At 70.1% G+C, this 25,132-nt stretch carries 25 protein-coding genes; 21 read left to right on the top strand and 4 right to left on the bottom strand.

Going from position 1 to position 25,132, the window contains the following annotated elements; genetic code table 11:
- Positions 1 to 73: 73 nt before the first annotated feature.
- A complete protein-coding gene (locus HRJ34_RS13670) occupies positions 74 to 748 on the top strand; it encodes a glutathione S-transferase family protein (RefSeq protein WP_016745836.1) in 675 nt (224 codons plus the stop codon).
- A gap of 228 nt (positions 749 to 976) precedes the next feature.
- Positions 977 to 2,110, top strand: a complete 1,134-nt coding sequence (gene dapE, locus HRJ34_RS13665; RefSeq protein ID WP_208631513.1) for a succinyl-diaminopimelate desuccinylase — start codon at positions 977 to 979, stop codon at positions 2,108 to 2,110.
- On the opposite strand, the gene HRJ34_RS13660 is transcribed toward dapE, so the two are convergent.
- From HRJ34_RS13660 to HRJ34_RS13650, 3 genes are all read right to left on the bottom strand, one after another.
- A complete protein-coding gene (locus HRJ34_RS13660) occupies positions 2,107 to 2,913 on the bottom strand; it encodes a helix-turn-helix domain-containing protein (RefSeq protein ID WP_012049806.1) in 807 nt (268 codons plus the stop codon). The genes dapE and HRJ34_RS13660 overlap by 4 nt on opposite strands.
- Before the next feature lie 138 nt (positions 2,914 to 3,051).
- Positions 3,052 to 4,230: a helix-turn-helix transcriptional regulator gene (locus HRJ34_RS13655; protein WP_016745839.1), complete on the bottom strand. Its 1,179-nt coding sequence runs from the start codon at positions 4,228 to 4,230 to the stop codon at positions 3,052 to 3,054.
- A 55-nt stretch (positions 4,231 to 4,285) separates the two neighbouring features.
- Entirely contained in the window at positions 4,286 to 5,050 is a 765-nt protein-coding gene (locus HRJ34_RS13650; RefSeq protein WP_226948784.1) for an SDR family oxidoreductase, read from the bottom strand.
- A gap of 378 nt (positions 5,051 to 5,428) precedes the next feature.
- On the opposite strand from HRJ34_RS13650, the gene HRJ34_RS13645 reads away from it, so the two are divergent.
- The 16 genes from HRJ34_RS13645 (at position 5,429) to HRJ34_RS13570 (ending at position 20,810) form a co-directional block, all read left to right on the top strand.
- On the top strand, positions 5,429 to 5,863 hold the full coding sequence (locus HRJ34_RS13645) for a Zn-ribbon domain-containing OB-fold protein (RefSeq protein ID WP_226948783.1): 435 nt from the start codon (positions 5,429 to 5,431) through the stop codon (positions 5,861 to 5,863).
- Positions 5,860 to 7,041, top strand: a complete 1,182-nt coding sequence (locus tag HRJ34_RS13640; protein ID WP_012049810.1) for a lipid-transfer protein — start codon at positions 5,860 to 5,862, stop codon at positions 7,039 to 7,041. Before HRJ34_RS13645 ends, HRJ34_RS13640 begins: the two co-directional genes overlap by 4 nt.
- Before the next feature lies 1 nt (position 7,042).
- Positions 7,043 to 8,107, top strand: a complete 1,065-nt coding sequence (locus tag HRJ34_RS13635) for an NAD(P)H-dependent flavin oxidoreductase (RefSeq protein WP_208631510.1) — start codon at positions 7,043 to 7,045, stop codon at positions 8,105 to 8,107.
- Between the two features lie 10 nt (positions 8,108 to 8,117).
- Positions 8,118 to 8,867, top strand: a complete 750-nt coding sequence (locus HRJ34_RS13630; RefSeq protein ID WP_016745842.1) for an enoyl-CoA hydratase family protein — start codon at positions 8,118 to 8,120, stop codon at positions 8,865 to 8,867.
- Entirely contained in the window at positions 8,867 to 10,018 is a 1,152-nt protein-coding gene (locus HRJ34_RS13625) for an acyl-CoA dehydrogenase family protein (protein WP_029993913.1), read from the top strand. The genes HRJ34_RS13630 and HRJ34_RS13625 overlap by 1 nt, the downstream gene beginning before the upstream one ends.
- Positions 10,019 to 10,022: 4 nt before the next feature.
- The gene (locus HRJ34_RS13620) at positions 10,023 to 11,036 is read left to right on the top strand and encodes an acyl-CoA dehydrogenase family protein (protein WP_208631509.1); all 1,014 of its coding nucleotides are present in this window, start codon (positions 10,023 to 10,025) and stop codon (positions 11,034 to 11,036) included.
- Between the two features lie 10 nt (positions 11,037 to 11,046).
- Positions 11,047 to 12,195 carry an acetyl-CoA C-acetyltransferase gene (locus HRJ34_RS13615; protein WP_208631508.1) on the top strand — a complete coding sequence of 383 codons (1,149 nt, stop codon included), beginning with the start codon at positions 11,047 to 11,049 and terminating at the stop codon, positions 12,193 to 12,195.
- A gap of 34 nt (positions 12,196 to 12,229) precedes the next feature.
- Entirely contained in the window at positions 12,230 to 13,135 is a 906-nt protein-coding gene (locus HRJ34_RS13610) for an SDR family oxidoreductase (RefSeq protein WP_208631507.1), read from the top strand.
- A 6-nt stretch (positions 13,136 to 13,141) separates the two neighbouring features.
- Positions 13,142 to 14,206 (top strand): acyl-CoA dehydrogenase family protein, encoded by a 1,065-nt coding sequence (locus HRJ34_RS13605; RefSeq protein ID WP_208631506.1) that lies wholly within the window; start codon positions 13,142 to 13,144, stop codon positions 14,204 to 14,206.
- On the top strand, positions 14,206 to 15,399 hold the full coding sequence (locus tag HRJ34_RS13600; RefSeq protein WP_208631505.1) for an acyl-CoA dehydrogenase family protein: 1,194 nt from the start codon (positions 14,206 to 14,208) through the stop codon (positions 15,397 to 15,399). Before HRJ34_RS13605 ends, HRJ34_RS13600 begins: the two co-directional genes overlap by 1 nt.
- A 9-nt stretch (positions 15,400 to 15,408) precedes the next feature.
- Positions 15,409 to 16,191 (top strand): SDR family oxidoreductase, encoded by a 783-nt coding sequence (locus HRJ34_RS13595; protein WP_012049819.1) that lies wholly within the window; start codon positions 15,409 to 15,411, stop codon positions 16,189 to 16,191.
- Positions 16,188 to 16,664 carry a MaoC family dehydratase gene (locus tag HRJ34_RS13590; protein WP_208631504.1) on the top strand — a complete coding sequence of 159 codons (477 nt, stop codon included), beginning with the start codon at positions 16,188 to 16,190 and terminating at the stop codon, positions 16,662 to 16,664. The genes HRJ34_RS13595 and HRJ34_RS13590 overlap by 4 nt, the downstream gene beginning before the upstream one ends.
- Positions 16,657 to 17,859 (top strand): acetyl-CoA C-acyltransferase, encoded by a 1,203-nt coding sequence (locus HRJ34_RS13585; RefSeq protein WP_030090199.1) that lies wholly within the window; start codon positions 16,657 to 16,659, stop codon positions 17,857 to 17,859. Before HRJ34_RS13590 ends, HRJ34_RS13585 begins: the two co-directional genes overlap by 8 nt.
- Before the next feature lie 38 nt (positions 17,860 to 17,897).
- On the top strand, positions 17,898 to 19,115 hold the full coding sequence (locus HRJ34_RS13580; RefSeq protein ID WP_208631503.1) for an MFS transporter: 1,218 nt from the start codon (positions 17,898 to 17,900) through the stop codon (positions 19,113 to 19,115).
- 146 nt (positions 19,116 to 19,261) lie between these two features.
- On the top strand, positions 19,262 to 20,014 hold the full coding sequence (locus HRJ34_RS13575) for an SDR family NAD(P)-dependent oxidoreductase (RefSeq protein ID WP_208631502.1): 753 nt from the start codon (positions 19,262 to 19,264) through the stop codon (positions 20,012 to 20,014).
- A gap of 16 nt (positions 20,015 to 20,030) precedes the next feature.
- Entirely contained in the window at positions 20,031 to 20,810 is a 780-nt protein-coding gene (locus tag HRJ34_RS13570; protein WP_208631501.1) for an SDR family oxidoreductase, read from the top strand.
- Here the strand turns inward: HRJ34_RS13570 and HRJ34_RS13565 are convergent.
- Positions 20,800 to 21,783 carry a LysR substrate-binding domain-containing protein gene (locus tag HRJ34_RS13565; RefSeq protein WP_016745853.1) on the bottom strand — a complete coding sequence of 328 codons (984 nt, stop codon included), beginning with the start codon at positions 21,781 to 21,783 and terminating at the stop codon, positions 20,800 to 20,802. The genes HRJ34_RS13570 and HRJ34_RS13565 overlap by 11 nt on opposite strands.
- A gap of 147 nt (positions 21,784 to 21,930) precedes the next feature.
- On the opposite strand from HRJ34_RS13565, the gene HRJ34_RS13560 reads away from it, so the two are divergent.
- From HRJ34_RS13560 to HRJ34_RS13550, 3 genes are read left to right on the top strand one after another with little or no spacing between them, the layout of a single operon-like run.
- The gene (locus HRJ34_RS13560; protein ID WP_208631500.1) at positions 21,931 to 23,049 is read left to right on the top strand and encodes a DUF1214 domain-containing protein; all 1,119 of its coding nucleotides are present in this window, start codon (positions 21,931 to 21,933) and stop codon (positions 23,047 to 23,049) included.
- A 4-nt stretch (positions 23,050 to 23,053) separates the two neighbouring features.
- Positions 23,054 to 24,235, top strand: a complete 1,182-nt coding sequence (locus tag HRJ34_RS13555) for a sulfotransferase family protein (protein ID WP_208631499.1) — start codon at positions 23,054 to 23,056, stop codon at positions 24,233 to 24,235.
- On the top strand, positions 24,232 to 25,131 hold the full coding sequence (locus tag HRJ34_RS13550; protein WP_208631498.1) for an MBL fold metallo-hydrolase: 900 nt from the start codon (positions 24,232 to 24,234) through the stop codon (positions 25,129 to 25,131). Before HRJ34_RS13555 ends, HRJ34_RS13550 begins: the two co-directional genes overlap by 4 nt.
- Position 25,132: the final 1 nt, after the last annotated feature.

The following is a 25,132-nucleotide window of genomic DNA, read 5'->3' as shown; positions in this document are numbered from 1 at the left end:
CGGCCGCTTCCGATTCGGTGGAAGTGAAACCGCCCATCGGTTAAAGGCGCGGTCATCCATCCAGGAGGCCCCGATGACGCTCAGCATCCATATCGGCAACAAGGTCTATTCGAGCTGGTCGCTGCGCGGCTGGCTGGCGGTGCGGCAGTCGGGTCTTCCGTTCAGGGAGGTGGTCGCGCCGCTCTACGACGACAGCTGGGACGAACGGCGGCAGACGCCCGAATTCGCGCCGTCCAACGGCAAGGTGCCGATCCTGTGGGACGGCGACACGCCGGTGTGGGAAAGCCTGGCGATCATCGACCATCTCGCCGACAAGGTCGGCCGCGACCGCTTCTGGCCGGCCGACGACGCGGCCCGCGCCTTCGCCCGCTCGATCGCGTCGGAGATGCATGCCGGCTATCAGGCGCTGCGGTCGCAATGCGGCATGAACCTGCGCCATGTCTACCCGCCCGAGCCGCTCGCGCCCGAGGTGGAAGCCGACGTCCGGCGCATCACCTCGCTCTGGGACCAGGCGAAGCGGCGCTTCGGGCAGGGCGGCGACTATCTGTTCGGCGGGTTCGGCGCGGTCGACATCATGTTCGCGCCGGTCGTCACCCGCTTCCGCACCTATTCGATCCCGCTCCCCTCGCTCGCCTCCGACTATTGCGCGGCGGTCTGGGACCATCCTTTCATGGTCGACTGGAGCCGCGGCGCGGCCGGCGAGAGCTGGGTGATCGAGAAGTTCGAGCGCGCGGCGGAGAAGGCGTAGGCAGGGGGGCGAACGTCGCAGTCGCCCCTTGTCGTCATTCCCGCGGAGGCGGAAATCCACCGGCGAACGATTTCCGAACCAAGAGGGACACGACCAGGCCTCCCGGTGGATTCCCGCCTTCCCGGGAATGACGTCCGGTTTTTTTGGGGGGAGATGCATCGATCGATCGGGTGTCCTCTACCCCTTTGCATATCGACGTGGGGAGGCTAGGCGGGCGGCGTGGTGAACATGATCGACCCCCTCGACCTGACCCGGCGCCTGATCGCCTGTCCCAGCGTGACCCCGGCCGACGCCGGGGCGATGGCCGTGATCGCGACGGCGCTGGAGTCGATCGGCTTCACCGTCCATCGCTTCGCGGCCGGCGAGGCGCCCGACGGTCCGGTCGAGAATCTGTTCGCGATCCGGGGGCAGGGCGGGCCGCATTTCGCCTTTGCCGGGCATAGCGACGTGGTGCCGCCCGGCGACGGCTGGACCAGCGATCCCTTCGTGCCGGAGATCCGCGGCGAGCTGCTCTACGGGCGCGGCGCCGTCGACATGAAGGGGGCGATCGCCGCCTTCATCGCCGCCGCCGCGCGGCTGGGCGATCATCCCGGGACGATCAGCCTGATCATCACCGGTGACGAGGAGGGACCCGCCACCTTTGGCACCGTCGCGCTGATCGACTGGATGAAGGCGCGGGGCCTGTGCCCCGACCTTTGCCTGGTCGGCGAGCCGACCTCGACCCACCGGCTCGGCGACATGGTGAAGATCGGCCGGCGCGGATCGGTCAACATGTGGATCGAGAATGTCGGGACGCAGGGCCATGTCGCCTATCCGCACCTCGCCGCCAACCCGATCCCCGCGCTGGTCAAGGCGCTCGACGCGCTCGCGGCGCTCCATCTCGACGACGGAAACGCCTGGTTCCAGCCGTCGAACCTCGAGATCACGACGGTCGACGTCGGCAATGCCGCGACCAACGTCATCCCCGCCGTCGCGCGGGCGCGGCTCAACATCCGCTTCAACGACGAGCATCGCGGCGCCGACCTGGTCGAGCTGGTCCGCCGCACCGTCGCGGAGCATGCGCCGGCCGCGACGCTGCGCGCGGTGATCTCGGGCGAGAGCTTCATCACCCCGCCCGGCGACTTCTCGGCGCTGATCTCGGCGGCGATCATGAAGGTGACGGGGCTGACCCCCGAGCTGTCGACCACCGGCGGCACCTCCGACGCGCGCTTCCTGTCGAAGCTCTGCCCGGTCGTCGAGTTCGGCCTGTGCAACGCGACGATGCACAAGCTGGACGAGGCGGTGGCGATCCCCGATCTCCACGCCCTCGCCGACATCTACGAGGACATCGTCCGCACCGTGCTGGCGCACCCCGGAGCCTAATTGCAGTAGCGCGCGATCGTCTGGCGCAGGCCCATGGCGAGGCGCCGGGTCCGGGCCTCGTCGCGCAGGTTGAGATCATGGCCGATCAGGCCGATCGCGACCGGCACGTTGCTGCCCGACGGCAGCGGACAGGCGATCGATTCGACCGCGACCGTGTCGTTGCGCCGGCACAGCGCATAGCCCTGCGCGCGGATGCGGCCGACCCGTTCGATCAGCTTGCCCATCGTCGGCGCGCCGCGCGCGGCGATGCCGATCTTCTGGCTGCGCCCGGCGACGTCCATTACGTCGACATTGGACTGGCTGGCCAGCAGGATGCCGGCGAAATTGGTCGCGGGCCGCCAGCCGCCATCGTCGTAGTGGACCAGCGTGCGGCGATAATCGATCGTCGCGCCGTCGAAATGCCAGGAGCCCTCGACCGCGCCGACCGTCTCCAGCCAGCAGTCGTTCTGGGCGGTCATGTAGACGGTGGCGCCCGTCTCGTCGCGCAGCTCGCGCATCAGCGCCGCCGTCCGCCCGTCGCCGAAATAGGAGCGTTCGATCGCGCGGGCGGTGCCGACGATCTTGTAGGACGGCTGGTAGGTCTTCGACAGCCGGTTGAAGGTCAGGTAGCCGCGCGCCGCGAAGGTCCGCAATATGTCGTCGATGCTGCTGTTGGGCAGGCCGAGCGCGCCGCTCACCTCGCTGGTCCGCACCGGCCCCTGCACCGACGCGAAATATTCGAGGACGTCGATCGTCCTGTCGCACGACTTCACCGTCCCGCGTTCGGACGGATTCTTGCCGCGGCCCGGAACCACCTTGGCCATGCGCCTCTCCCGCCGTCATCGCCGGCTGCGCGGCGTTTCCTGCTGCGGCGGAGGGTCGGCGCGGGAGCGCTTTCGCACAATCCCCATTTGGGGAGGAAGGAGACCGGCGTCCCCCCTCCCTTTCAAGGGAGGGGGGTATCAGCCCAGCACCGCCACGCTGCGCAGGATCAGCCGGACGAGATCGGCCTGCCGCCCGACTCCGACCTTGCCGAGGATCGCCTTGCAATAGGTGCGGACGGTGCTTTCCTTCAGGTCGAGCCGGTCGGCCGCCTGCGCCAGGCTGTAGCCCATGGCGAGCAGCGTCGCGAGCTGCGCCTCGGCCGGGGTCAGGTCGAAGATCTTGGTGACGAGCCGCTCGATCGGGCGCTCGCTGGTGTCGCCCGCGAAGTGGAGGATGACGGCGGGGCTCGCGTCGCTGACATAGGGGGTCGGCGAATCGATCCCGCGCACCAGCAGGCCGAGATGCTCGTCCTCGGCCGAGCGGATCTTCATCCCCTCGGCATAGCGGCCCGCCTCGCCGGCGCGCCAGGCCTCGATCGCCTGCCCGACCAGCGCCTGGAAGATATTGTTCTCGCCACGGTCGGGGATCACCACCTTGCGGTCGGTGACGATCAGGTCGCCGCGCTCGGCCAGCCGCTGCGCCGCGCCGTTCATCCGCACGATCCGCCCGGTGCCCGACAGGATGATCGTCGAGATGGTGAGCCGGTCGAGCGTGTCGGCCAGCGCGTGGAGCTCCGATCCGTCGCGCTGGATGCGCGAATAGAGGGTCAGCGCCTGTTCGAGATGCGGCCGCAGCCGCGCCAGCATCAGCTTGTCGCGCTCGTCGAAGTCGCCGCGGCTCTCGTCGTTGACCAGGCCGACATTGCATTCCCAGCCGCCCGGCTCGGAGATGTACATGCCCAGCGCATATTCGACGCCGTAGGGCTTGAGCACGCGGCGGTAGAACTCGTTCTCGTGCAGCGTGTCGCGCGGCATGATCTCGTCGAGCGTGTGGATGTCGCCGGGCTTGGTCAGCGCGTTGCGCAGCGGATCGAGATGGCCGAGCCGGGCATGGGCGAGCCGCGCTTCGTCGGCGTCGCCCATGGCGAGCGCGGGGCGGTGGCCCCAGACCAGCAGCGGCGGCCGGCCGCGCCCGCTCAGGCGCAGCACCATGCCCGCGCTGAGGCAGCCCATCCGCTCCTCCAGCCGGCCCAGGAACTGCTGCCAGGGCGTGGTCTCCAGCGGACCCCGGTAGATGAGCCCGATCAGTTCGTCGGGCTCGGCTATGCTGTGCTCGGTCGCCATCTCGTCCTTCAAGCCGGCCGCCATCATGCGCATGGGCGGCAGGCTTGGCAATCGCGGGGATGGGGCCGGCGACGGGTGGTCGGCGGCGTCAGGACGCGGAGGCGAGGTCGAGGAAGACGGGGCGCTCGCCGCCGCCATGGATGGCGATCCGCGCCCCGCTCAGATAGGCGGCGGCGGGCGAGGCGAGGAAGATCACGGTCGCGGCGACGTCGGAGCCCTTCGCCATCCGCTTCATCGGCAGCGAGGCGTTGATCCGGGCGATCCCCTCGGCCCCGCCATAATGGTCGGCGTCGGCCGCGCCGGTGTCGAGCAGGCCGACGATGAGCGCGTTGACGCGGATCGTCGGCCCCCATTCCATCGCCAGCGAGTCGGTGAGGTTGAGCAGGCCCGCCTTGGCCGCGGCATAGGCGGCGGTGCCCGGCGACGGGCGCGTGCCCGAAATGCTGGCGATGTTGACGATCACGCCGCCCTCGGGCTGGCGCGCCATCACCGGATGGCAGGCGCGCGCCATGTGGAGCGGGCCGAGCAGGTTGAGCGCGACGATCGCCTCGCTGAACCGGGGCGACGCCTCGGCGGCGGGGACCGGCGGCGATCCGCCGGCATTGTTGACGAGCAGGTCGATCCGCCCGGTGCGGGCGACGACCCGGTCGACCAGCGCCGCGATCTCGTCCGGCTTGCGGACGTCGCACGGCTCGAAGAAGGCGGTGCGGCCGCCGGCCTCGGGCAGCGTCTCGGGCTCGCTGCGGCCGCAGATGGCGACCGTCCATCCCTCCGCGAGCAACGCCTTGCTGATCGCACGGCCCAGCCCCTTGCCGCCGCCCGTGATCAATGCCGTCCTGCCTTCGTCCGCCACGCCTTCGCTCTCCCTTTCCCGCGCACAGTAGGCGCGGGGCGCGGGATCGGAACCCCCCAAATGGGGAGCGGGCGTCATGTCCGCATCCTTCCCCGTCATGCTGAACTCGTTTCAGCATCCACCGGGAGGCTGGGCTCTTGCTTTCCGGCTCCTGCGACGATCTGACGCACCGTCTCCAGTCCAGCCCGAGCGGTCGGGTGGATCCTGAAACAAGTTCAGGATGACGATCTGCGGAGATGAGCGTCCGAACCTCCGCTGGCATGATGGACAGGGTGAAAGACTCCTCCCCCTCCAAATGGTGATGGGCGGGGAAGGCGGCCCTGCATAGGCTTTGTCCCGATCGAGGATGCTGGGAGAAAGCGTTTGGACAAGCAGGGCATGGCTCCCGTCGTGGACGGCCTGTTCGCGATGGGGGATGACGGGCTGGCGCTGCTCGGCTCGCGCTGCACGGCGTGCGGCACCTATTATTTCCCGAAACTGGCGACCTTCTGCCGCAACCCCGATTGCGCGAGCGAGGGCTTCGAATCGGTCCGCCTGTCGCGCACCGGCAAGCTCTGGTCGTTCACCGACGCCTGCTACACGCCGCCCGCGCCCTATGTCGCGGCCGATCCCTTCATCCCCTATGCGATCGCGGCGGTCGAGCTGGAGCGCGAGCAGATGATCGTGCTCGGTCAGGTCGTCGACGGCGTCGGCGTCAGGGACCTGCGCGCCGGCATGGAGATGGAACTGGTCCCCGGCATCCTGCTCGACAGCGGCGAGGCGGGGGAGAAGGCGACCTGGAAATGGCGTCCCATCGCGGGAGACGCACGATGAGCGGCGAGATCGCGATCCTCGGCGTCGGCATGCACCCCTGGGGCAAATGGGGCCGCAACTTCGTCGAATATGGCGTCGCCGCCGCGCGCGAGGCGCTGGCCGACGCGGGCGTGCCGTGGCGCGACGTGGGCTTCGTGTCGGGTGGCGCGACGATGCGCTGCGGCTATCCGGGCTATGTCGCTGGCGCGACCTTCGCCCAGGCGCTCGGCTGGCAGGGGGCGGAGGTCAATACCAGCTATGCCGCCTGCGCCTCGGGCTCGCAGGCGCTGGCCGCCGCGCGCGCCAAGATCCTGGCGGGGCAGGCCGACGTCGCGCTGGTGGTCGGCGCGGACACCACGCCGAAGGGCTTCCTGGCGCCGGCCAAGGGCGAGCGGCCCGACGATCCCGACTGGCTGCGCTTCCGCGTCGGCATCACCAACCCGACCTATTTCGCGCTCTACGCGCGCCGCCGGATGGAGGCCTATGGCGACACGCCGGAGGATTTCGCCCGGGTGAAGGTGAAGAATGCCGAGCACGGCTTCACCAATCCGCGTGCGCGCTATCGCAAGAAGTTCACGATGGAGGACGTCGCCGCCTCGGCGATGGTCGCCGATCCGCTGCGGCTGATGGACGTCTGCGCGACGTCGGACGGCGGCGCGGCGCTGATCGTCTCCAGCCTCGATTATGCGAAGCGCATCGGCAAGGGCGACGCGCCGCGCATCGCCGCGATCTCGACGGTCACGCCGACCTTCGCCTCGGCGATCATCGAGATGCCCGACCTCGCCACCGACAGCGCGGTCGCGGTGCCGGCGAAGAGCTTTCGCGCCGCGCTGCCGGCCAAGGCCTATGAGGAAGCCGGCATCGGCCCCGAGGACATCGACGTGGCCGAGGTCTACGACCTGTCGACCGCGCTCGAGCTCGACTGGATCGAGGACCTGCGGCTGTGCGGGCGCGGCGAGGCGGCCGGGCTGCTGCGCGACGGCGCGACCCGGATCGGCGGGCGTATCCCGATCAACCCCTCGGGCGGTCTCGCCTGTTTCGGCGAGGCGGTGCCCGCCCAGGCGCTGGCGCAGGTCTGCGAGCTTGCCTGGCAGCTTCGCGGCCAGAGCGGCGACCGCCAGGTCGAGGGCGCGAAGGTCGGCATCACCGCTAACCAGGGCCTGTTCGGCCATGGCTCCTCGGTGATCGTGAAGCGCTGAGATGGGCGATCCCCTCTGGACCGCGCTGACCGACAAGCTCGGCTGCCGCCTGCCCGTCGTCCAGACGGCGATGGGCTGGGTGGCCGAGCCGCCGCTGGTCGCGGCCTCGTGCGAGGCGGGGGCGTTCGGCTTCCTCGGCGCGGCGGTGATGACGCCCGACGAGGCGGCGGCGAAGATCGCCGAGGTGCGGCGGCGGACGACGCGGCCGTTCGGCGTCAACTTCCACATGTTCCAGCCGGGCGCGGCGGCGATCGTCGAGACGATCATCGCCCATGCCGACCAGGTCCGCGCGGTCAGCTTCGGGCGCGGGCCCGACGCGAAGATGATCGCCCGCTTCCGCGACGCCGGCATCGTCTGCATGCCGACCGTCGGCGCGGTGAAGCATGCCCGGAAGATGGTCCAGCTCGGCTGCGACATGATCACGGTGCAGGGCGGCGAGGGCGGCGGCCATACCGGATCGGTCGCGACGACGGTGCTGCTGCCGCAGGTGCTCGACGCCGTGCAGGTGCCGGTGGTGGCGGCGGGCGGCTTCGGCGACGGGCGCGGCCTGGCGGCGGCGCTCGCCTATGGCGCGGCCGGGATCGCGATGGGCACCCGCTTCCTGCTGACCCGCGAAAGCCCGGTGCCCGACGCCGCCAAGGCGATCTACCTGAAGGCCGGCACCGACGACATCGTCGTCAGCCGCAAGGTCGACGGCATGCCGCAGCGGATGGTGCGCACCCCGCTGCTCGACCGCATCGAGCGGTCGGGGCGCATCGGCCTGTGGATGCGCGCGATCGAGGGCGGGCTGGCGATGAAGCGCCGGACCGGCGCGTCGATCGGCGAGCTGCTGTCCGCCGCGCGCGGCATGGCGTCGCATGGCGACGGCGGGCTGGTCGGGGCGATGATGGCCGCCGCCGCGCCGACGCTGATCCAGAAGGCGGTGGTCGACGGCGACATCGACCATGGATTGCTCGCGACCGGCCTCGTCGCCGGCCGCATCGACGCGCTGCCGAGCTGCGCCGAATTGCTCGACCGGATCGAGGCCGAGGCGCGCGCGCGCCTCGCGGCGCTCGCCGGCGGCTGAGGAGAAGAGGATGCCGATCCGTACAGAAATCCGCGACCGCATCGGGGAGATCATCTTCGATCACCCGCCGGTCAACGCCTTCGACAGCGCGACCTGGAACGAGATTCCGGGGATCGTGCAGAAGGTCGGCAGCGACCCGTCGGTCCATGTCGTGCTGATCCGCGCCGAGGGGCGTGGCTTCTGCGGCGGCGTCGACATCAAGGAGATGCAGGCGCATCCCGAGCGGATCGCGCTGCTCAACCGCGGCAACTATCTGACCTTCAAGGCGATCCGCGACTGCGAGGTGCCGGTCGTCACCGCGGTCCACAATTTCGTGATCGGCGGGGGCATCGGCGTGTGCGGCGCGTCCGACACGATCTTCGCCGCCGACAACGCCTATTTCTCGCTGCCCGAGATCGATCGCGGCGCGATGGGCGGCGCCAGCCACCTGTCGCGCATGCTGCCGCTCCACAAGGTGCGCGCGGCCTTCTTCACCGGCGGCCGCATCCCGGCGGCCGAGGCGCACCGGCTGGGCGGGGTCGAGGCGGTGGTGCCCGCCGACCGGCTGGTCGAGGAGACGCGCGCCTTCTGCGCCGTCATCGCCGGCAAGAGCCGCAAGGCGCTGACCATCGCCAAGCAGGCGCTGAACGGCATCGAGCCGCGCGACGTCGATCGCGACTATCGCTTCGAACAGGGCTTCACCTTCGAGATGTACATGCACGAGGACAGCCAGGCGTCGCGCGACGCCTTCGTCCAGACCGGCGAGGCGGCGAAATTCTGATGGAGCTCGCCTACACCCCTGAACAGCAGGCCTTTCGCGCCGAGGTGCGCGACTGGATGGCGGCGAACGTCCCCGCCCGTCCGCTCGTCACCCTCGAACGCGAGGAGGGCTATCACCAGCACGTCGCCTGGGAGCGCCGGCTGGCCGAGGGCAATTGGGGCATGGTCACCTGGCCCGAAGCCTATGGCGGGCGCGGGCTCGACCTGATCCAGTGGCTGATCTTCGAGGAGGAATATTATCGCGCGCAGGCGCCGCTCCGGGTCAACCAGAACGGCATCTTCCTGCTCGGTCCGACGATCATGGAATATGGCACCGACGAGCAGAAGGCCCGCTTCCTGACGCCGATGGCGAAGGGCGAGGTGATCTGGGCGCAGGCCTGGTCGGAGCCCAATGCCGGATCGGACATGGCCGCGATCAAGACCCGCGCGGTCCGCGACGGCGACCATTATGTGATCAGCGGGCAGAAGACCTGGTCCTCGCGCGCCAGCTTCGCCGACTGGGGCTTCGGCCTGTTCCGCACCGATCCGGAGTCGAAGCGGCACAAGGGGCTGAGCTTCATCCTGTTCGACCTGAACACCCCCGGCATCACCCGCCGGCCGATCCGCCAGTTCCACGGCGATCCCGGCTTCGCCGAGCTGTTCTTCGACGAGGTGCGGGTGCCGGTCGAGAACCGCATCGCCGCCGAGGGCGAGGGCTGGAACGTGGCGATGGCCACCGCCGGCTTCGAGCGCGGGCTGATGCTGCGCAGCCCGGCGCGCTTCCAGGCGGCGGCGGCGCGGCTGGTCGCGCTGTTCCGCGAGCATCGGGACCGCGCCTCGCCCGCCGCGCGCGAGCAGGTGCTCGCCGCCTGGATGGGGGCGCAGGCCTATGCCTACAACACCTATGCCGTCGCCTCGAAGATCATGGCGGGCGGCCATATCGGCGCCGAGGCGAGCCTCAACAAGATCTTCTGGTCCGAGCTGGACCGGGCGATGCACCGCACCGCGATGCAGTTGCTCGGCGCCACCGCCGAGCTCCGCCAGTTGGCGGGCGACCGCGCCAACGACTGGCTCGAAGGCTATATCTTCTCGCTCGCCGGGCCGATCTATGCCGGGTCGAACGAGATCCAGCGCAACATCATCGCCGAGCGGCTGCTCGGCCTGCCGAGATAATCGCATGGATTTCCGCATCACCGAGGACCGCGCCGCGCTGGTCGACAGCGTCCGCGACTATCTGGCCGGCGTGCACGGCGTCGAACGGCTGCGCGCGCTGGACGCCGACGGCTCGGCGCGCTCCGACGAGCTGCGCCGGGGCCTGACCGAGATGGGCCTGCGCGGCCTGCTGGTGCCCGAGGCGCAGGGCGGGCTCGGCCTGTCGCTGGTCGACGCGGCGCTGATCGCGGTCGAGCTGGGCCGGGCGGCGGTGGCCGAGCCGCTGGTCGACGACGCCTTCGTCGCGGTCCCGCTGCTGATCGCGGCGGGCGGGCAGGAGGCGCTGCTCGGCGCGATCGCGACCGGCGACGCGCGGGTCGCGCTCCAGCATCCCGTCAACGGTTGGGTCGCCGACATCGACGGCGCCACCCATCTGATCGCCGAGCGCGACGGGCGCCTGCTGCTCGACGCCGCTCCGGCGCGGGGCGAGGCGCTCGACAGCGTCGATCCGCTGCGCCGCCTTCAGGCGCCGGTCGCCGCGAAGGGCGACGACGTCGGCGCGTCCGACGCGCTGCTCGACCATGCCGGGCTGTTCGCCGCCGCGCAGGGCATCGGCCTCGCCGAGGCGATGCTCGCCCAGGCGACCGATTACGCCAAGATCCGGACCCAGTTCGGCCAGCCGATCGGCTCCTTCCAGGCGGTCAAGCACCACCTAGCCAGCGCGGCGGTGGCGATCGAGTTCGCGCGGCCGCTGCTGCTGCGCGCCGCGCTCGCGCTCGAACAGGGGCTGGCCAGCGCGCCGGTCCATGTCAGCCACGCCAAGCTCGCCGCCGCCGACCTCGCCTGGTCGGTCGGAGAGGCCGCGATCCAGGTCCATGGCGCGATGGGCTACACCTATGAGGTCGATCTCCACTTCTGGATGAAGCGCGCCTGGGCGCTCGCCGGCGCCTGGGGCGATCGCGCCTTCCACCTTGCCCGCATCGACGCGGCCGTGATCGGCGGATCGCTGCCGATCGGCCCCGCGCACAGCTTTGCTTGAGGAAACCACCATGGCCGAAGCCTATATCATCGACGCCGTCCGCACCCCGGTAGGCCGCAAGAAGGGCGGACTCGCCGGCGTCCACTCCGCCGATCTCGGCGGCCATGTCATGGCCGAGCTGATGCGCCGCACCGGCGTCGATCCCGGCGCGGTCGACGATGTCGTGTTCGGCTGCTGCGACACGATCGGCAGCCAGGCGGGCGACATCGCGCGGAGCTGCTGGGTGGTCGCGGGCCTGCCCGAGCACGTCCCCGGCGTGACGATCGACCGGCAGTGCGGATCGGCGCAGCAGGCGGTCCATTTCGCCGCGCAGGGGGTGATGAGCGGCACCCAGGACCTCGTCGTCGCGGGCGGCGTCCAGAACATGAATGCGATCCCGATCTCGGCGGCGATGTGGGCGGGGCAGAGCTACGGCTTCCCCGATCCCTTCTCGACCTCGCCCGGATGGAAGGCGCGCTATGGCGACCAGGAGGTCAGCCAGTTCCGCTCGGCCGAGATGATCGCCGAGAAATGGTCGATCAGCCGCGAGGACATGGAGCATTTCGCGCTCGCCAGCCACCAGCGCGCGATCGACGCGCGGGCGCAGGGCCGGTTCGACCGCGAGATCGTGGCGGTGGGCGACGTCGCCCATGACGAGACCCCGCGCGAGACCTCGCTGGAGAAGATGGCGGCGCTCGCCCCGCTGATCGAGGGCGGCCGGCTGACCGCGGCGGTGTCGAGCCAGACGGCGGACGGCGCGGCGGCGCTGCTCGTCGCGTCGGAGCGCGCGGTCAGGGAGCATGGGCTGAAGCCGCGCGCGCGCATCCACCATCTGTCGGTGCGCGCCGACGATCCGGTGTGGATGCTGACCGCGCCGATTCCCGCGACCCGCCACGCGCTGGCGAAGGCGGGGATGCGGATCGAGGACATCGACCTGTTCGAATGCAACGAGGCGTTCGCCAGCGTCGTGCTCGCCTGGATGAAGGAGCTGGGCATCCCGCACGACCGGGTCAACGTCAACGGCGGCGCGATCGCGCTCGGCCATCCGCTCGGCGCGACCGGCGCCCGGATCATGACGACGATGCTGGCCGAGCTCGAACGGCGCGGCGGGCGCTACGCGCTCCAGACGATGTGCGAGGGCGGCGGCCAGGCCAACGTCACCATCCTCGAACGGCTCTGATCGACGCGGAAACATCCACAGGAGGACATCGACCATGGCCGGCATCTGCCAGGACCGCACCGTCATCATCACCGGCGCCGCGCGCGGCCTCGGCAAATCCTATGCGCTGGCCTTCGCCCGCGAAGGGGCGAACGTCGTCGTCAACGACATCGGCACCAGCCTGCACGGCGAGGGGCGCGACACATCGGCCGCCGACGCGGTGGTCGAGGAGATCCGCGCCGCCGGCGGCCAGGCGGTCGCCAATTATGACGACATCACCGACTGGGACGCGGCGGGCCGGATCGTCCGCACCGCGATCGACAGCTTCGGCGGGCTCGACGTGGTGGTGAACAATGCCGGCATCGTCCGCGACCGCATGTTCGTCTCGGCGACGCTCGAGGAATGGGACGCGACGATGCACGTCCACCTGCGCGGCCATTTCTGCGTCAGCCGCCACGCGGTTGACTATTGGCGCGCGCAGCAGAAGGCGGGCAACCCCGTCGACGCGCGGATCATCAACACCACCAGCAACGCCGGCCTCCAGGGATCGATGGCGCAGGCGGCCTATTCGACCGCGAAGGGCGGCATCGCCGCGCTGACCCTGGTCCAGGCGGCCGAGCTGGGCCGTTACGGGATCACCGCCAACGCGCTCGCCCCCGCCGCGCGCACCCGCATGACCGAGGGCGCCTTCGCCGAGAAGATGGCGAAGGTCGAGAGCGGCTTCGACGCGCAGGACCCGGACAATATCGCGCCGACCGTAGTGTGGCTGGGATCGGTCCAGTCGCGCGACGTCACCGGCTGCGTCTTCGAACTGGAAGGCGGGCGCATCTCGATCGAGGACGGCTGGGACCTCGGCCCGACGGCCGAGCAGCAGGCGCGCTGGAACCCGGCCGAACTCGGCCCCGTCGTCGCCGGCCTGCTGGCGCAGCGCAAGGCCCCGCGCAAGGTGTGGGGTAGCTGACTGGCCATGCGGTTCAGCTTCTCCGACGAGCAGGCGATGATCGCCGAGACCGTCCGGTCCTTCTTCGCCGAGCAGGCGACGAGCGAGCGGACGCGCGCGGCGATGGAGACGGCGCACGGCCATGACGCCGAGCTGTGGCGCTCGGCCGCGCAGGAGCTGGGCCTCGTCGGGCTCGCCCTGCCGGAGGACTGTGGCGGGAGCGGGCTCGGCCAGATCGAGTCCGCGATCGTCGCGGAAGCGGCCGGCCATCAGGTCGCGGCGCTTCCCCTGCTTTCGACCGCCCTCGCGGCGCGGGCGCTGGTCGCGGGCGGGACCGCCGACCAGCGCGCGCGCTGGCTGCCGAAGCTTGCCTCGGGCGAGCTGATCGGCAGCTTTGGCGAGGGCGGTCGGATCGACGGCGGCAGGCTTCACGGACGGATCGACCATGTCCCCCACGGCGCGGTCGCCGACCTGTTCGTGATCGCGGCGGAGGGCGGCGTCGCGCTGCTGTCGCGCGATGCCGCCGTCGTGGCCCCCTGCACCTCGATGGACCAGACCCGGCCTTATGCCTGCATCGACGCGGACGGCGCCGCGGTCGAGCTGCTCGCCGACGGCCCGGCCGCGATCGACGCGGCGACGCGCGCCGGCTGGATCGCGCTGGCGGCCGATGCGCTGGGCGGCGCGCAGGCCTGCCTCGACCGCACCGTCGCCTATGCGAAGGAGCGGGTCCAGTTCGGCCGGGCGATCGGCAGCTTCCAGGCGATCAAGCATCGTCTCGCCGACATGATGGTCGAGATCGAGCAGGCCCGTTCGGCGGTCTACTGGGCGGCCTGCGCGGCCGACGAGGGGGCGCCCGACGCGCTGCTCGCCGCGCACGCCGCCAAGGCGCTGGCGGCCGACACCTATCGCTTCTGCGCGGGCAACATGATCCAGCTCCACGGCGGCATCGGCTTCACCTGGGAGCATGACGCGCATCTGTTCTTCAAGCGGGCCCAGTCCGACGCGACCCTGCTCGGCACGCCCGAATGGCACCGCGAGCGCATCGCCGTGCTCGTCGGACTGGATGGAAGCTGTTTGGACGAGGCGGCCTGATGAAACTCGGTTTCTCTCCCGAGGAAGAGGCGTTCCGCGCCGAGGCGGCGGCCTGGCTGCAGGCCGAGCTGTCGGGCCCGTTCGCCGACCTGCGCGGCATCACCAGCCTCACCGCCGCGCCCGATCGGCGGCGGGCGTGGGAGCGGCGGCTGGGCGAGGCGCGCTGGGGCTGCATCGGCTGGCCCGAGGCCTATGGCGGCCGTGACGCGACGCTCGCCGAGCAGGTGATCTTCGCCGAGGAATATGCCCGGGCGGGCGCGCCGCCCCGGCTCAACCATATCGGCGTCGAGCTTGCCGGGCCGACCATCCTCGCCTTCGGCAGCGACGAGCAGAAGGCCCGCCTGCTGCCGCCGATCGCGCGCGGCGAGCAGCTCTGGTGCCAGGGCTATTCGGAACCCAATGCCGGCTCCGACCTCGCCAATGTCCGTACCCGCGCTTGGCGCGACGGCGGCGACTGGGTGATCGAGGGGCAGAAGGTCTGGACCAGCCTCGCCCAATTTTCCGACTGGATATTCGTCGTCGCCCGCACCGAGCCGGGATCGAAGGGCCCCAAGGGGCTGAGCTTCCTGCTCGTGCCGATCGACCAGCCCGGCGTCACCGTGCGGCCGATCCGGCAGATCACCGGCGACGCCGAGTTCAACGAGACCTTCTTCGACGGCGCGCGCACCGCCGCCGCCAACATCCTGGGCGAACCCGGCCAGGGCTGGCAGGTGGCGATGGCGCTGCTCGGCTTCGAGCGGGGCGTGTCGACGCTCGCCCAGCAGATGGGCTTCCGCAACGAGCTCGACGCGGTGATCCGCGCGGCGAAGACGAACGGCGCGGCGCGCGACCCGCTGATCCGGCAGCGCATCGCCAAGGCCGAGATCGGCCTGCGGCTGATGCGCTACGGCGCGCTGCGGATGCTGAGCAGCGGAACCGGCGGCGCGGAGGGCAATGGCAATGGGGCGGCCGCGCTCACCTACAAGATCCAGTGGGCGAGCTGGCGCCGCAGCCTCGGCGAACTGGCGATCGACGTGCTCGGCATCGCCGGCGAGATCGGGGAGGGCCCCGACTACGGCTTCGGCGAGCTGTCGACCCTGTTCCTCTACAGCCGCGCCGACACGATCTACGGCGGCACCAACCAGATCCAGCGCAACATCATCGCCGAGCGCGCGCTCGGCCTGCCGCGCGAGCCGCGCGGCGATATCGGATAGGAGAGAGAATTGGCGCGTCCCGCACCCGAATATCCGCGCCCGTCCAACATGATGGCGGGCAAGACCATGCTGATCACCGCCGCCGCCGGCAGCGGCATCGGCGGCGCATTGGCGCAGCGCGCGGCGGAGGAGGGGGCGACCCTGATGCTGTCCGACATGCACGAGCGGCGGCTAGGCGAGACCGCCGACCGCATCGCCGCGCTCGGCCTGCCGCGTCCCGAGACCTTCGCCTGCGACGTGACGCAGGAGGAGCAGGTCCAGGCGCTCGTCGCCGCCGCGATCGACCGGCTCGGTTCTGTCGACGTGCTGGTCAACAATGCCGGCCTCGGCGGCAACGCGCCGGTCGTCGAGATGACCGACGACCAGTGGTTCCGGGTGATCGACGTGACGCTCAACAGCGTCTTCCGCATGACCCGCGCGATCCTGCCGCACATGTACGGGCGGCAGCGCGGGGCGATCGTCAACAACGCCTCGGTGCTCGGCTGGCGGGCGCAGAAGCTGCAATCGCATTATGCCGCCGCCAAGGCGGGGGTGATGGCCTTCACCCGCTGCTCGGCGCTCGAGGCGGCCGAGCATGGCGTCCGCATCAACGCGGTCGCGCCGAGCTTCGCGATGCATCCGGCGCTCAGCAAGGTGACGCCGCCCGGCCTGCTCGAGGAACTGGTCGGCAAGGAGGCGTTCGGCCGCGCGGCCGAGCCGTGGGAGGTGGCGAACGTCATGCTGTTCCTCGCCTCCGACCTGTCGTCCTACATGACCGGCGAGGTCCTCTCCGTGTCGAGCCAGCAGGCATGAGCGCGCTCGTCATCGAGACGCCGGGCGCGCTGCTCGGCCGCGAGGGGACGGCGCTCGGCCCGACCGACTGGCTCACCATCGACCAGGCGCGCGTCGACCGCTTCGCCGATGCGACCGGCGACCATCAGTGGATCCATGTCGATCCGGTCCGCGCGGCCGAGGGGCCGTTCGGCGGAACGATCGCGCACGGTTATCTGACGATGAGCCTGGTCAATTATTTCCTGCCGCAGATGATCGACGTCCGTGGCTTCTCGATGGGCGTCAATGTCGGCGCCGACCGGCTCCGCTTCCTCAATCCCGTCCGCACCGGCAGCCGCGTGCGCGGGACCGGCGAGATCGTCGGGGTCGAGGAGATCAAGGGCGCGATCCAGAGCACCGTCCGCATCACCGTCGAGATCGAGGGCGAGACCAAGCCCGCCTGCGTCATCGACACGATCAGCCGCTATTATCCGGAGGCCACCCCCCATGCGTGAAGCCGTCATCGTTTCCACCGCGCGCACCCCGATCGGCAAGGCCTTTCGCGGCGCGTTCAACGACACCGAGGCGCCGGTGCTGGGCGGCCATGTCGTCCGCGAGGTCGTCGCCCGCGCCGGGATCGACCCGGCGATGGTCGAGGACGTGATCATGGGCTGCGCCGCGCAGCAGGGCACCCAGGGCTATAATCTCGGCCGGCTGTCGGCGGCGGTCGCGGGGCTTCCCGACAGCGTCGCGGGGATGACGGTCGACCGGCAATGCTCGTCGGGGCTGATGGCGATCGCCATCGCCGCGCGGCAGATCATGTTCGACGGGATGGACGTCGCGGTCGGCGCGGGCACCGAGTCGATCAGCCTGACCCAGAACAAGCACAAGAATGCCTATCGCGCCCGCTCCCAGGCCGCGATCGCCGCGTCGCCGCACATGTACATGCCGATGATCGAGACGGCCGAGATCGTCGCCGAGCGCTACGGCGTCAGCCGCGCGGCGCAGGACGAATATTCGCTGTCGAGCCAGCAGCGCACCGCCGCGGCGCACGCCGCCGGCCGCTTCGCCGAGGAGATCGCGCCGCTCGCCACCGACATGCTGGTGACCGACAAGGCGACCGGCGAGACCAGCACCCGCCGCGTCACCCTCGACCGCGACGAGGGCGCGCGCGGCGACACCACGCTCGAAGGGCTGGCGTCGCTGAAGCCGGTCTTCTCGGGCGGCGAGGTGATCGCCGAGGGCAAGCACATCACCGCCGGCAATTCGAGCCAGTTGTCGGACGGCGCCGCCGCTTGCCTGCTGATGGAGGCGAGCGTCGCGGCGAAGCTCGGCCTGACGCCGCTCGGCGCGCTGCGCGGGCTCGCGGTCGCCGGCTGCGCGCCCGAGGAGATGGGGATCGGCCCGGTCTTCGCGGTGCCGAAGCTGCTCGAACGCAACGGGCTGACGGTCGACGACATCGACCTGTGGGAACTCAACGAGGCCTTCGCCTGCCAGGTGCTCTACTGCCGCGACCGGCTCGGCATCCCGCAGGAGCGGCTCAACGTCGACGGCGGCGCGATCGCGATGGGGCATCCGTTCGGCATGTCGGGCGCGCGCATGACGGGCCACGCCCTGCTCGAAGGGCGGCGGCGCGGCGCGAAGCGCGCGGTCGTCACCATGTGCATCGGCGGCGGCATGGGCGCGGCGGGATTGTTCGAGATCTACTGAGACCAACCCAACCCCAACGATAACAGGAGAGGCGGGCGATGACGGTGGAGCAAAAGGCCGATCGGCCCGGGGAGGAATTCCGGCCGGGTCCGGCGGCGGTCGTCGCGATGATGTCGGGCGCCTGCTCGATCGGGCTGGTGTTCGTCGTGCTGCCGCCGATCCTGCACCAGCTCGCCGATCATCTCGGCGGCGACGCCGATGCGGCGTTCGGGGTGCAGATGATGGCGGCGATGCCGGGCATCGGCCTGGTGCTCGGCGGCCTCGTCGCGAGCTGGACGATCGACCGGCTCGGCGCGCGGGCGCTGCTCAACTACGCGCTGATCGCCTATATGGTCCTCGGATCGGCGGGGCTCTACATCGACGACCTGACCGGGCTGTGCGTCACCCGCCTGCTGCTCGGCCTCGCGACGGCGGGGATATCGACCGCCGCCAACACGCTGATCGCCCATTTCTACGGCGGCGCCGCGCGCGGGCGGATGATCTCCGCCGCGACGGTGGTCGGCAGCATGGCCTGCGTCGTCGCGATGCTGGCGAGCGGCGAGATCGCCGAGATCGCCGGCTGGCGCGGGCCCTTCGCCATCTACATCGCCGCGCCGATGGTGCTGTGGCTGGCGACGATCATCGGCATCCCGCGCATCTCGATCCGGGGCGAGGCGCCGGCCGATGGCGAGAAGGGCAGCACCGGCATCGTGATCGCCAGGCTCTGGCCCTATTATCTGCTGATCACCAGCCTCTACGTCGTGCTGATGATGACGAGCACGCAGGTCTCCTTCCTGCTGGCCGAGAACGGCATCATCCGGCCGGTGATCCAGGCGCGCGTGCTGGGCACGGCGAGCTTCTTCCTGATCCTCGGCGCGTTGCTCTATGGCTGGATGCAGGGCCGCTACGGCGCGAACGCGGCGTTCCGGCTCGGGCTGCTGACGCTGGGGATCGGCATCGTCGGCTTCGGTTTCGCGCACGACGCGGTCACCGCCTCGATCGCCGCCGCGTCGAAGGGGCTGGCGAGTGGTCTGCTCAATTCGGGCTTCATCCACATGATCATGAACCGGTCCGAACCGCATCTGCGCGGCCGCGCGCTCGGGATCATGACCAGCGCGATGTTCCTGGGCGACTTCATCAACCCGATCGTCGTCCATCCGATCAAGGAGATGCTCAGCCTCCACGCGGCCTTCCACGTGCTCGGCGCGCTGGTGCTCGCGGGGTTGCTCTGGTCGCTGCTGCGCCGGTCGAGCCCGCCCGCGCTGGCGGCGGGGTAGGGAGACGCTCGTCCCTGCCTCCTCGTCATTCCCGCGAAAGCGGGAATCCACGGATACGGGACACAGTTTGACGCGAGGTGCCGCCGTCCATGGATTCCCGCTTTCGCTGGAATGACGGAAGGGGGGCCAGGAGAAGGGGAGAGGATATGAACAGGCTGCAGGACAAGGCGATCCTGATCGCCGGGGCATCCGCCAACATCGGCGCGGCGACGGCGATCCGGCTGGCCGGGGAGGGCGCCCGGGTGATGCTGGGCGCGCGGAGCCCCGACCGGATCGGCGCGGTCGCCGACCAGATCAGGGCCAAGGGCGGCCAGGCCGAGACGGTCTGCTTCGACGCCACCGACGACGCCTCGATCGCGGCGATGGTCGCGCAGGCGGCCGATCGCTTCGGCGGGCTCGACGGCATGTTCGTCAACATGGCCGAGCTGACCCTGCACAAGGTCGACACCGACGCCGTCTCGGTCCCGCTCGAGGTGTTCGACCGGGCGGTGGCGGTGAACCTGCGCGGGCATCTGCTCTGCGCGCGCCACGCGATCCCGTTGCTGGTCGAGCGCGGCGGCGGATCGATCGTCTTCACCTCGTCGAGCGCGGCGTTCATGGGGCGCGACCGGGGCATCTCCTACACCGTCACCAAACATGCGCTGACCGCGCTGATGCGCCATGTCGCGACGACCTGGGGCAAGCAGGGGGTCCGCTCCAACATCGTCTCGCCGGGCCTCGTCCTGTCGGAGAAGAACCGCAACCATCCCGAGATGGACAAGGTGCTGGCGAACACGCCCAGCCCGCGCCTCGGCGAGCCGGAGGACCTGGCCGCCGCGGTGGCGATGCTGATGTCGTCCGACGGCGAATGGATCAACGGACAGGTCCTCTGCGTCGACGGCGGCGTGGTGATGCGCTGAACGGGGGAGGCGGACGATGCTGCTGAAGGACAAGGTCGTGATCATCACCGGGGTCGGCCCGGGGATGGGATGCAAGATGGCGACGATCGCCGCCGCCGAGGGCGCCAGCGTGGTGATGAGCGCGCGGTCCGCCGCCTTCGTCGACGGCGTCGCGGCGGAGATCGTGGCGGCGGGCGGACGGGCGATCGCCGTGCCCAGCGACGTCACCCGGATCGAGGACTGCGATCGGGTCGCGCAGGCGGCGATCGACGCCTATGGCCGGATCGACGGGCTGGTGAACAGCGCCTTCCGCTTCGTCGGCGGGCTGCCCTTCGGCCGCGAGGCGCTGCCCGAATGGCAGGCGTCGCTCGACGTCGCGCTGTTCGGCACGCTCAAGATGATCGATGCGGTGATCCCGCATATGAAGGCGCGGCGCGAGGGATCGATCGTCAACGTCAGCACCCGATCGACGATGCAGCCGCTCGCGGGCGAGGGCCCCTATGTCGCTGCCAAGACCGCGCTGCTCGGCGTCAGCCGCCAGCTCGCGATGGAGTTCGGTCCCTATAATATCCGGGTCAATTCGCCGCGCATGGGCTGGCTGTGGGGCGATCCGGTGCGCGGCTACCTGACCGCCAAGGCGGAGAAGCGTGGCGTTCCGCTCGACGAGGTCGTCGCCGAGATCGTCCGCGACATCCCGCTCGGCGTGATCCCGCCCGACGAGGAATGCGCCCGGTCGGTGCTGTTCTTCCTGTCCGACCATGCCCGGATGGTGACGGGCACCTCGCTCGACATCAACGGCGGGCAGTTCATGATGTAGCGGCGGCCATCCGCTCCTCGGCCACCGAACGGATCATCGCGCGCAGCCAGTCGACCGCCGGCTGATCGCCGTGCCAGCGGTGCCACACGGTCGAGATCTGGAACAGCGCCGACGGATGGGGCGGCTTCCACAGCGCCAGCTTGTACCGCTCGGCGAACGCCTCGGCCAGGTTGCGCGGCATCATCGCCGCCAGGTCGCATTCGGCGACGATCGCCATCGCGACGATCGGGTTGGGCGCGGTCATCGCCACCGTCCGGCGCAATCCGCGCTCCTCGAAATACTGGTCGAGGATGCGGGGATCGTCGCGCACCACCCGCCGTTCGAGGCCGGCGTCGGAGACGATGCCGCTGACCGCGCGGTCGTTGTCGGGGCTGGCGATCGCCAGGTGCGGCAGCGCGGCGAGCCCCTCCAGCGTCGGCTGGCGATTGGCGAAGGGGCTGTCGGCCCGCATCACCCAGACCATGTCGTCGGCGAACAGGGGTTCGGAGGCGAGCCGCTCGGGAATCCGCTCGAACCCGCCCATCGCCAGGTCGATGCGGCCGGCGTCGAGCTCCTTCATCACCGCGCCGACCGGCTGGATGCGCAGCTCGGCGAGCGGGGCGGCCTTGCGGAAGCGGGCGATCACCTCGGGCATCAGCACGGCGGTGACATAGTCGCCGCACGCGATCGAGAAGCGCCGGTCGGTCTTCTCGGGCACGAAGCTGTCGCCGTTCAGCGCCTGCTGGATGTCGACCAGCGCGCGGCGGATCGGCACCGCCAGCGCCAGCGCCTTGGGGGTCGGGTTCATCCCCTTGGCGCCGCGCAGGAACAGGTCGTCCTTGAGGATGTGGCGCAGCCGGTTGAGCGAGTGGCTGACCGCCGACGGGGTCAGCCCGAGCAGCCCGGCGGCGCCGGTCACGCTGCCCTCCTCGGTCAGCGCGTCGAACACCCGGAGCAGGTTCAGGTCGAGCGATCGAAAATGAATCTGGGTCAATTCAGTCCTGACGACATCTCATTCGAATCAATGTGATTCACAGATAAGATGTTGGGGAAGTCGGAAAGGCGCAACAACAAAGCATGGCCTTCCACCCCCAATGAACCGCGCGGCCCCAGGCCGGCGCACAGGACCAGGAGACGGACGATGGCGACGCAACTTTCCCCCGAATCGCATGAGGAACGGGTCTATAACGGACGGGCCTGGGAGGATTTCTGCGACGGGCTGAAGGCCGCCGGCCAGGTGATCTTCCGCCCCGAGGCGCCCGACACGATGCTCGACCGGGCCGAGGGCTGGCGCTGGCTGACCCGGCTGACCCGCGCCGCGCTCGACATGGCGGTCGAATATGGCGACCCGGCCTTTCCAGGCTTCTACCAGCTGTCGAACCACACGATCCGGATCGGCGCCGACAATCCCGACAACACCTATTTCAACGCCACCATCACCGCCGATCACGACTATAAGATCAGCGGCTATCGCGGCACCGCGCCGATCCTGACCTTCGGGTCGAAGGCGAACCGCTACGCGATCGACGGGACGATGGCGACCACCGGCGAGATCGACCAGCGCACCCTGAAGGTCGACGAGAACGGCTATTTCGAGATCATCGTCAGCCAGAAGGAGCATCCCGGCAACTGGCTGCGGCTGGAGCCGGATTCGACGATGGTGATCGGGCGAGAGACCTTTCTCGACCGCGCCACCGAGAAGCCCTGCGCGATCAAGATCGAGCGGATCGGCCGGGTCGGCGGCCCGCCGCCGCTGTCGGCCAAGCAGATCGACGAGGCGCTGCAGGAGACCGCGCGCTGGGTGCACGGCACCGCCAAGACCTTCGCCGACTGGGCGCAGCTCTTCGCCAAGGACCCGAACGACCTGCCGCCGGTCCACCAGGCGATGTCGATCAACGGCGGCGGCGACCCGACGATCCGCTATTATCACGGCTATTGGGAGCTGAAGCCCGACGAGGCGCTGGTGATCGAGAGCGAGGTCCCGGACTGCGTGTTCTGGAACTTCCAGCTCAACAACTATTGGATGGAATCGCTCGAATATCGCTACCTGCCCGTGCATGTGAACAAGCACAGCGCGCGCTACCGGCCCGACGGCAGCGTGATGATCGTGGTCGCGGCCGAGGACCCCGGCGTCGGCCATTTCCTGACCACCGACGGTCATGCCACCGGCACGATGCTGCTGCGCTGGGTGTTCGCCGACAGCGACCCGCAGCCGCGCTGCCGCGTCGCCAAGATCGCCGACCTGCGGGCCGGGAAATAAGGCGATGACCGAGGCGGTTCCGCTCGAATATGACGCGCTCATCGCCGCCGCGCGGCAGCGGTCGGGGCTGGAGGATTTCGGGCCCGACTGGATCTTCACGCCCTTCCGCGTCTATCTCGACGCGATCGCGAAGGAGGCCGAGCTCAGCGAGATCGGCCGCTTCATCCAGGCGGAAAGCATCATCAAGGGGCTCGTCGCGCGGCTGCGCCGCACCGACGACATCCGCCGCCATCCGGAGATCCTCGACGAGCAGGTGACGGTCGCCGCGACGATCGTCAGCCTGCACCGGACCGGCAGCACGCTGATGCACCGCATGCTCGGCAGCGCGCCCTCGCTCACCGCGATGCACTGGTGGGAGACGCAGTTCCCCGCGCCGCTGGAGGGCGAGGCGCGCGGCGATCCGGGCGGGCGGCGGGCGGCGGCGCAGACTCTGCTCGACCAATGGCTCGCGGCGATGCCGGAGCTGCTCTCGATCCACCCGATGTCGCTCGACCAGCCCGACGAGGAGGTGTCGCTCCAGGAACAGATGTTCATGGGGCTGTCGCCCGAGTCCTTCCTCCACATCCCGTCCTATGCGGCGTGGAGCGCGACCGCCGATCATCGCCCGGTCTATGAGGATTTGCGGCTGTGGCTCCAATATCTGCAATGGCAGGACCGGAGCCGCGCCGGCCGCGCCTGGGTGCTCAAGACCCCGGCGCACCTGACCGCGCCCGAGCAGCTGGCCGCGGTCTTCCCCGAGACGGTGATCGTGATGACGCATCGCGACCCTATCAAGACGATCCCGTCCTTCGCCAGCATGTCCTTCACCCTGCGGCGGATGCTGTCCGACCGCGCCGACAAGGCGCGCACCGGCCGGCACTGGCTCGATCGGCTGAGCACGCTGATGAGCCGGCTGATGCGGCTGCGCCCGTCGATCGGCGAGCATCGCTTCGTCGACATCGACTATGAGGAGCTGGTCAAGGACCCGATCGCCCAGGCTCGCCGCGTCTTCGCCGCGATGGGCCGCGAGCTGGGCGGCGAAGACGAGGCGGCGATGCGCGCCTGGTTCGATCGCAATCCGCGCGACGGGCGCCCGTCGCATCAATATGGGCTGGAGGAATATGGCCTGACCGCCGAGGCGATCGACGAGCGCTTCGCCGACTACAAGGCCCGCTTCCTCAAGCGGCGCGCGGTGGAGGCGGCATGAGGCCGTTCCGCATCGGCGACGTCGAGATCGGCCGCGTGGTCGAGCTCGACGGCGTGCCCTTTCCGGCTGACCTGATCTTTCCGGGGATCGATCCGGCGGCGATCGCGCGCAGCCGCGAATGGCTCGACGAGCGCTTCGTGCTGCGCGACGCCGACCAGCTGATGTGGAGCTTCCACAGCTATGTGATTCGCGCCGGTGGGCGGAACATCCTGATCGACACCTGCCATGGCAACGACAAGCAGCGGCCCGCGCCGGTCGACTATTGCCACATGTGGCAGACCGACTATCTCGGCAATCTGGCGCGCGCCGGGCTGCGGCCCGAGGATATCGACATCGTCATGTGCACCCATCTGCACATCGACCATGTCGGCTGGAACACCCGCCTCGACAATGGCCGCTGGGTGCCGACCTTCCCCAACGCCCGCTACCTGATGACCCGGCTCGACTATGAGCGGTTCGAGCATATGTCGCCCGACGACCAGGAAGGCGCGATCAGCCATTATTCCTTCCAGGACAGCGTGCTGCCGGTGATGGAGGCGGGGCAGGCCGACCTGATCGAGACCGACCATGTCGTCGAGCGCGACCTGGCCGGCGGCATCTGGCTGGAGGCGGCGCCGGGGCATACCGCCGGGTCGGCGCTGATCCACGTCCAGAACGCCCATGGCCACGCCATCTTCTGCGGCGACGCGCTCCACCATCCGGTCCAGGCCGAGGACCTCTCGATCCATGTCGCGGGCGAATATGACAGCGCCAGGGGCGAGCGGACGCGCCGCGAGCTGCTGGCGCGCTGCTGCGACACCGACACGCTGCTGCTGCCCGCCCATTTCGCCTCGCCCTCGGCGGCGCGGGTGATCGCGCCGGGCGGCGGTTTCCGCTTCCACTTCGACGGGGAATGAC

The organism is Rhizorhabdus wittichii (genome assembly GCF_017607425.1).
In the GTDB taxonomy this organism is placed as follows: Bacteria; Pseudomonadota; Alphaproteobacteria; order Sphingomonadales; family Sphingomonadaceae; genus Rhizorhabdus; species Rhizorhabdus wittichii.
The sequence above is the reverse complement of the archived record's forward strand: the minus strand, read 5'-3'. Positions and strand labels throughout refer to the sequence as shown.